This window comes from Streptomyces sp. NPDC030143 (assembly GCF_055573695.1).
The window spans coordinates 63,116-68,883 of sequence record NZ_JBVIAY010000030.1 but is presented as its reverse complement, the minus strand read 5'-3'; the positions used below and the strand labels follow the sequence as shown (position 1 = coordinate 68,883).

Annotated in this window: 7 protein-coding genes; all 7 read left to right on the top strand. The window is 70.8% G+C overall.

All coding sequences use genetic code 11. The features are described 5' to 3' along the window. Nucleotides 1–284 precede the first annotated feature (284 nt). Nucleotides 285–1,190, top strand: coding sequence for a pyridoxal 5'-phosphate synthase lyase subunit PdxS (gene pdxS / locus ACZ4YY_RS33425; protein ID WP_390736835.1), 906 nt, complete (start codon nucleotides 285–287; stop codon nucleotides 1,188–1,190). Nucleotides 1,191–1,196: 6 nt separating this feature from the next. After that, complete coding sequence (pdxT, locus tag ACZ4YY_RS33420) at nucleotides 1,197–1,802, top strand: pyridoxal 5'-phosphate synthase glutaminase subunit PdxT (RefSeq protein WP_468298729.1); 606 nt, start codon at nucleotides 1,197–1,199, stop codon at nucleotides 1,800–1,802. Between the two features lie 48 nt (nucleotides 1,803–1,850). Then, nucleotides 1,851–2,603 (top strand): YebC/PmpR family DNA-binding transcriptional regulator, encoded by a 753-nt coding sequence (locus ACZ4YY_RS33415; RefSeq protein ID WP_468298728.1) that lies wholly within the window; start codon nucleotides 1,851–1,853, stop codon nucleotides 2,601–2,603. 118 nt (nucleotides 2,604–2,721) lie between these two features. Beyond that, entirely contained in the window at nucleotides 2,722–3,252 is a 531-nt protein-coding gene (gene ruvC, locus ACZ4YY_RS33410) for a crossover junction endodeoxyribonuclease RuvC (RefSeq protein WP_468298727.1), read from the top strand. Further along, nucleotides 3,249–3,854, top strand: a complete 606-nt coding sequence (ruvA, locus tag ACZ4YY_RS33405) for a Holliday junction branch migration protein RuvA (protein WP_468298726.1) — start codon at nucleotides 3,249–3,251, stop codon at nucleotides 3,852–3,854. The genes ruvC and ruvA overlap by 4 nt, the downstream gene beginning before the upstream one ends. A gap of 25 nt (nucleotides 3,855–3,879) precedes the next feature. Next, on the top strand, nucleotides 3,880–4,974 hold the full coding sequence (gene ruvB / locus ACZ4YY_RS33400) for a Holliday junction branch migration DNA helicase RuvB (RefSeq protein ID WP_468298725.1): 1,095 nt from the start codon (nucleotides 3,880–3,882) through the stop codon (nucleotides 4,972–4,974). A 187-nt stretch (nucleotides 4,975–5,161) separates the two neighbouring features. Next, complete coding sequence (gene yajC / locus ACZ4YY_RS33395; RefSeq protein WP_468298724.1) at nucleotides 5,162–5,659, top strand: preprotein translocase subunit YajC; 498 nt, start codon at nucleotides 5,162–5,164, stop codon at nucleotides 5,657–5,659. Nucleotides 5,660–5,768 lie beyond the last annotated feature (109 nt).

The window sequence follows — 5,768 nt, the reverse complement described above, 5'->3', positions numbered from 1 at the left end:
CCCCGGAGTCGTTCCACCTCCCCCAGCCTCATGCCAAGAAGATGCCCACCACCAGGCAAGATCACCCGACGTAACGAAGCACTACTAGTCCCCGGGACGGGCCCCGCGACGGCCGAAAAAGGACCCCCGGGGCGGTCGAGAAGGTCCTTGCGACGGTCGCGAAGACCCCCGCGACGGTCGGAAAAGGATCCACCGACTTCCCATTGGCCCTTGCTGTGGACTGGCCCACTCCCGTTACCTCGGTGCTTGCAGAAACCCCCTCTTCCCTCAGCGAGGTCAAACCCGTGTCCATCATCGAGAACCAGGCTCCCGAGACCGGCACAGCGCGCGTGAAGCGCGGCATGGCGGAGCAGCTCAAGGGCGGCGTGATCATGGACGTCGTGACGCCGGAGCAGGCGAAGATCGCCGAGGACGCGGGCGCCGTCGCCGTCATGGCCCTGGAGCGGGTCCCGGCAGACATCCGCAAGGACGGCGGCGTGGCCCGCATGTCCGACCCGGACATGATCGAAGGCATCATCGAGGCCGTCTCGATCCCGGTCATGGCCAAGTCCCGCATCGGCCACTTCGTCGAGGCGCAGGTCCTGCAGTCCCTCGGCGTCGACTACATCGACGAGTCCGAGGTCCTCACTCCGGCCGACGAGGTCAACCACTCCGACAAGTGGGCCTTCACCACCCCGTTCGTCTGCGGTGCCACCAACCTGGGCGAGGCCCTGCGCCGCATCGCCGAGGGCGCCGCGATGATCCGCTCCAAGGGCGAGGCCGGCACCGGCAACGTCGTCGAGGCCGTCCGCCACCTGCGCCAGATCAAGAACGAGATCGCCAAGCTGCGCGGCTTCGACAACCACGAGCTGTACGCCGCCGCCAAGGAGCTGCGTGCCCCGTACGAGCTGGTCAAGGAGGTCGCCGAACTGGGCAAGCTCCCGGTCGTGCTGTTCTCCGCCGGTGGTGTGGCCACCCCCGCCGACGCCGCGCTGATGCGCCAGCTCGGCGCCGAGGGCGTCTTCGTCGGCTCCGGCATCTTCAAGTCCGGCGACCCGGCCAAGCGCGCCGCCGCCATCGTCAAGGCGACCACCTTCTACGACGACCCGAAGATCATCGCGGACGCGTCCCGCAACCTCGGCGAGGCCATGGTCGGCATCAACTGCGACACCCTCCCCGAGACCGAGCGCTACGCCAACCGCGGCTGGTAACCACCCATGAACACTCCTGTCATAGGCGTCCTGGCCCTCCAGGGCGACGTACGGGAGCACCTCATCGCCCTGGCCGCGGCCGACGCCGTGGCCAGGCCGGTGCGGCGCCCCGAGGAACTCGCCGAGGTGGACGGCCTCGTCCTGCCCGGCGGCGAGTCCACCACCATCTCCAAGCTCGCCGTCCTGTTCGGCATGATGGAACCCCTCCGCGCGCGCGTGCGCGACGGCATGCCCGTGTACGGCACCTGCGCGGGCATGATCATGCTCGCCGACAAGATCCTCGACCCGCGCTCGGGCCAGGAGACCGTCGGCGGCATCGACATGATCGTGCGCCGCAACGCCTTCGGCCGCCAGAACGAGTCCTTCGAGGCCTCGGTCGACGTCAAGGGCGTCGCCGGCGACCCCGTGGAGGGCGTCTTCATCCGCGCCCCCTGGGTCGAGTCCGTGGGCGCGGGCGCCGAGGTGCTCGCCGAGCACGACGGCCACATCGTCGCCGTGCGGCAGGGCAACGCGCTCGCCACGTCGTTCCACCCGGAACTGACCGGCGACCACCGGGTGCACGCGCTCTTCGTCGACCTGGTGCGAGCGAACCGGACAGCGGAGTCCTTGTAGGATCTCTGCCGTTCGTACAGAGATGGGTTACGCGAAGGAGACAGGCAGATGTCCGGCCACTCTAAATGGGCCACGACGAAGCACAAGAAGGCCGTGATCGACGCCAAGCGCGGCAAGCTCTTCGCGAAGCTGATCAAGAACATCGAGGTCGCGGCGCGCATGGGTGGTGTCGACCTCGAGGGCAACCCGACGCTCTACGACGCCGTCCAGAAGGCCAAGAAGCAGTCCGTCCCCAACAAGAACATCGACTCCGCGATCAAGCGCGGTGGCGGTCTCGAGGCCGGCGGCGCCGACTACGAGACGATCATGTACGAGGGCTACGGACCGAACGGTGTCGCGGTGCTCATCGAGTGCCTCACCGACAACCGCAACCGCGCCGCCTCCGAGGTCCGCGTCGCCATGACCCGCAACGGCGGCTCCATGGCCGACCCGGGCTCCGTGTCGTACCTCTTCCACCGCAAGGGCGTCGTCATCGTCCCCAAGGGCGAGCTGACCGAGGACGACGTCCTCGCCGCCGTCCTGGACGCGGGCGCCGAGGAGGTCAACGACCTCGGGGAGAACTTCGAGGTCCTCAGCGAGGCCACCGACCTGGTCGCGGTCCGTACCGCCCTCCAGGACGCCGGCATCGACTACGACTCCGCCGAGGCCAACTTCGTCCCGACCATGCAGGTCGAACTGGACGAGGAGGGCGCCAGGAAGATCTTCAAGCTGATCGACGCGCTCGAGGACAGTGACGACGTGCAGAACGTCTTCGCCAACTTCGACGTCAGCGACGAGGTCATGGAGAAGGTCGACGCGTAACGCTGTCGCGGGCCGCGCGGATCCGGCGGGCCGGTGGGACACGTCCCACCGGCCCGCCGCCGTTGTCGGTGGCACCCGATAGCCTGCACAAACAGGCATCCGAAAGGGAGGGGCGGGCGTGCGTGTTCTCGGGGTGGACCCCGGACTGACGCGGTGTGGTGTCGGCGTCGTCGACGGGGGCGCGGGGCGTCCGTTGACGATGCTCGGCGTCGGCGTCGTCCGCACGCCGGCGGACGCCGAGCTGGGCCGGCGCCTCGTCGCCGTGGAGCAGGGCGTCGAGCAGTGGCTGGACGAGTACCGGCCCGAATGCGTCGCCGTGGAGCGGGTGTTCAGCCAGCACAACGTGCGCACCGTCATGGGAACCGCCCAGGCCAGCGCCGTCGCCATGCTCTGCGCCGCCCGCCGCGGCATCCCCGTCGCCCTGCACACCCCCAGCGAGGTCAAGGCCGCCGTCACCGGCAGCGGTCGCGCCGACAAGGCCCAGGTCGGCGCGATGGTCACCCGGCTGCTGCGGCTCGACGCGCCCCCCAAGCCCGCCGACGCGGCCGACGCCCTCGCCCTGGCCATCTGCCACATCTGGCGCGCCCCCGCGCAGAACCGACTCCAGCAGGCCGTCGCCCTGCACGCATCGAAAGGCCGTACGGCATGATCGCCTTCCTCAGCGGTCCGGTCGCCGCCCTCGCCCCCGACTCCGCGGTGGTCGAGGTGGGCGGCATCGGCATCGCCGTCCAGTGCACGCCGAACACCCTCTCGGGACTGCGGACGGGCCAGCCGGCCAGGCTGGCGACCTCCCTGGTCGTCCGCGAGGACTCCCTCACCCTGTACGGCTTCGCGGACGACGACGAGCGGCAGGTCTTCGAGCTGCTGCAGACCGCCAGCGGGGTCGGCCCCCGGCTCGCCCAGGCCATGCTGGCCGTGCACACGCCCGACGCGTTGCGCCGGGCCGTGTCGACCGGTGACGAGAAGGCCCTGATCGCGGTCCCCGGCATCGGCAGGAAGGGCGCCCAGAAGCTGCTGCTGGAGCTGAAGGACCGGCTCGGCGAGCCCGTCGGCGCGCCCGCGATCGGCGCCCCGGTCACCCAGGGCTGGCGCGACCAGCTCCACGCCGCGCTCATCGGCCTCGGATACGCCACCCGCGAGGCCGACGAGGCCGTGTCCGCCGTGACCCCACAGGCCGAGGCCGCCGAGGGCACCCCGCAGGTGGGCCAGCTGCTGAAGGCCGCCCTGCAGACCCTGAACCGCGCCCGCTGACCCACGACCCGCGTTAGGCACACACATGAACTGGGACGACACGACCGACAACACCGCCCCGGAGCGGCTCGTCGGCCCCGCCGCCGACCGGCTGGTGGGCTCTGTCGCCGACGGGGAGGACCAGGCCGTCGAGGCCGCGCTGCGCCCGAAGGACCTGGGCGAGTTCATCGGCCAGGAGAAGGTCCGCGAGCAGCTCGACCTCGTCCTGCGCGCCGCCCGCGCGCGCGGCGCCACCGCCGACCACGTCCTGCTCTCCGGCGCCCCGGGACTGGGCAAGACCACGCTGTCGATGATCATCGCCGCCGAGATGGGCGCCCCCATCCGCATCACCTCCGGCCCCGCCATTCAGCACGCCGGCGACCTCGCCGCGATCCTCTCCTCCCTCCAGGAGGGCGAGGTCCTCTTCCTCGACGAGATCCACCGCATGTCCCGGCCCGCCGAGGAGATGCTCTACATGGCGATGGAGGACTTCCGCGTCGACGTCATCGTCGGCAAGGGCCCCGGTGCCACCGCCATCCCGCTGGAACTGCCCCCGTTCACCCTGGTCGGCGCCACCACGCGCGCGGGCCTGCTGCCGCCCCCGCTGCGCGACCGCTTCGGCTTCACCGCCCACATGGAGTTCTACGAGCCGGCCGAACTCCAGCGCGTCATCCACCGCTCCGCCAACCTCCTCGACGTCGAGATCGACACCGACGGCGCCGCCGAGATCGCCGGCCGCTCCCGCGGCACGCCCCGCATCGCCAACCGCCTGCTGCGCCGCGTCCGCGACTACGCGCAGGTCAAGGCCGACGGCGTGGTCACACGCGAGATCGCCTCGGCGGCCCTCGCCGTCTACGAGGTCGACACCCGCGGCCTCGACCGGCTCGACCGCGCGGTGCTGCAAGCGCTGCTGAAGCTGTTCGGCGGCGGTCCGGTCGGCCTGTCCACGCTCGCCGTCGCGGTGGGTGAGGAGCGCGAGACCGTCGAAGAGGTCGCCGAACCCTTCCTGGTCCGCGAAGGCCTCCTCGCCCGCACGCCGCGCGGACGCGTCGCGACCCCCGCCGCCTGGGCCCACCTGCAACTCACCCCGCCCCGCTCCTCCGCCCCGGGCAGCGGACAACAGGACCTGTTCGGGACGTGACGGCGCGTACCGCGTCCGCAGGACGGCGAGGGCAGTGGCCGGACCAGGAACCCAGGTGCCATGCTGAACGTTGTTCCCTGCACGCGGACTCGCTTAGACTCCGCCGATGCCGCCCTTGTCGGCGACACACATACCCCCAACCATCAGGCCGCTCACCATCGCGGTCACGTGAAGGAAGTACCGACCCGTGAGTCTCGTGACCCTCCTCCCGTTCATCGTGCTCATCGGGGCCATGTTCCTGATGACCCGGTCGGCGAAGAAGAAGCAGCAGCAGGCCGTGGACATGCGCAACCAGATGCAGCCAGGTAGTGGTGTCCGCACCATCGGGGGCATGTACGCGACGGTCAAGGAGGTCAACGACGACACGGTCCTCCTCGACGCCGGCCCGGGTGTGGAGCTGCTCTTCGCCAAGAACTCGATCGGCGCCGTCCTGTCCGACGACGAGTACAACCGCATCGTCCACGGCATCGAGCACGACCTGAAGTCCGACTCCGACATCGTCCCGGACGACGCTTCCTCCCTCACCGAGTCCTCCGACACCGACGGGTCCTCCGACGCTGCTGCCGCCTCCGACGACAAGCCCGTCGACCTCGGCAAGAAGGACGAGCCCGAGGACCGGACCGCCGAGGCCGAGGCCGACGAGGAGCCGAAGAAGACCGACGGCGACTCCGAGGCGAAGAAGTAACCACGGCCCCGGGGGGGGGGGGGGGGGGGGGGGGGGGGGGGGGGGGGGGGGGGGGGGGGGGAGGGGGGGAGGGGGAGGGGGGGGTGGGGGGGGGGGGGGGGAAGAGGAA

Bases quoted from the DNA above. Each gene is read 5' to 3' on its own strand.
- pdxT (WP_468298729.1), top strand. From the start codon at position 1,197: ATGAACACTCCTGTCATAGGCGTCCTGGCCCTCCAGGGCGACGTACGG.
- ACZ4YY_RS33415 (WP_468298728.1), top strand. From the start codon at position 1,851: ATGTCCGGCCACTCTAAATGGGCCACGACGAAGCACAAGAAGGCCGTG.
- ruvA (WP_468298726.1), top strand. From the start codon at position 3,249: ATGATCGCCTTCCTCAGCGGTCCGGTCGCCGCCCTCGCCCCCGACTCC.
- ruvB (WP_468298725.1), top strand. From the start codon at position 3,880: ATGAACTGGGACGACACGACCGACAACACCGCCCCGGAGCGGCTCGTC.